The organism is Endozoicomonas sp. SESOKO4 (assembly GCF_024606275.1).
Genome location: NZ_JAHHPS010000080.1, coordinates 1 through 1342 on the forward strand (window position 1 = coordinate 1; position 1342 = coordinate 1342).

The window sequence follows — 1342 nt, forward strand, 5'->3', positions numbered from 1 at the left end:
GTTGCTGGCATCGACCTGGAACTCTCCTTCGCCGGTCACGTCACCGTCTACCCAGCCGTTGGGAATGCCCTTATCAAGGGCTACTGCAAAGTTGTCGGAAATCTCGAGACTGGCTGAGGACACACGGATGGTGAAATCGCCCACTTCAATATCAAAATTCTTGCCGCTGATTCTCTGGGTCATGGCGCTCTCCTTAGTTCAGGCTCAAATCCAGTGCGATGTTGCAGGTGATGGCCTTGGCGCTGTTGTAGGGCCGCGCCACCACGTAAATTTCGACGCTGTCACGGGTTGGCCAGGTGATTGTGATGTCACCGTCTTCCGGGGGCTGGACTTCACCGGGGTGCACAGTGCCCAACACTTCGGTGCTGTGGCTCATCTCAAACAGCGGGCGCATAAAGTAGGTTTCGTTCGATGCAATGCTGGCCGGTGTGCTGTTGAGCTTACGATCTGCGATCCGGGCAATAGCCAGGGGGCGAATACGACGCATAACTTTCTGGACAACCCGCAGATTTTCGACGGTCTGGAAGTCGCCGCCTTCCACGTCCAGCATGTTGCCGTCTGCCCAATAAGTGCCGTCGTAATCCGGGTACCACTGGGGAACGCTAAACCGCTCAGTGTCCAGAGCTGACAGGGTGCTCATATCAATTTCACGGCCAGTGTTGTCTTGCGGCTTAACGCTCCATTCACCGATCAGTGGGCCAGTGGCCACACGCATTGGAGAATCAGCAACGGTGACAGCGCGATTGCAAAGCCGACCGGCCAGTGTGCCCTGATCAAATCCCCAGAGTTCAGGCACGACCATTACCTGGTTAGCAGCAACGTCTTTGGTGAGCTTTTTAATTTCATCCACGTACGTGCTCCAGTCCTCACCAGTGCCGACGGTGTCATCAATTTTTCTGGCAGCAGCCATAAAGAACAGTGGCCGCTGATACTGACCATGAATTTCCTGCGCTTTGGCATGCATGGCTTCAAGGTCGGTGCTGACGGTAATCGCATCGGTAATCACAATGCATTCCACCGATACCTGGGTCATGCAGTAGTCAACGCCATCTTCCCAGTCGTCAGCACTGGCCAGCACATAAACGACTGCGCCCCAGTTTTGGCCGGCATTCTGTCGGGCTGCTTCCAGCTGGGTTTTCAGGGTGCTGTCGTCTTCACCCAGCAGTTCGTCCAGATCGGTGCTGTTATCTGCGTTTAGCACCTTTTCCTGATTCACGGTCCCAACCCCCATAAAAAGGAAGAGTCGCTCCACTTCGTTCAGCGGACCCTGCATCAGGTTCAGGTTGTTAACTTGTACACTGCCAATGGCCATTGTTTGCTCCTGGTCTTGGTTATTTTTTAG

At 54.4% G+C, this 1342-nt stretch carries 2 protein-coding genes; both read right to left on the reverse strand.

Annotation, left to right across the window (positions count from 1 at the left end; translation table 11 throughout):
* Window positions 1–183: DUF2597 family protein (locus KDK16_RS01340; protein ID WP_257274336.1), on the reverse strand; the 183-nt coding region annotated here is incomplete at its 3' end.
* Window positions 184–193: 10 nt separating this feature from the next.
* Window positions 194–1342: DUF2586 domain-containing protein (locus tag KDK16_RS01345; RefSeq protein WP_257274337.1), on the reverse strand; the 1149-nt coding region annotated here is incomplete at its 5' end.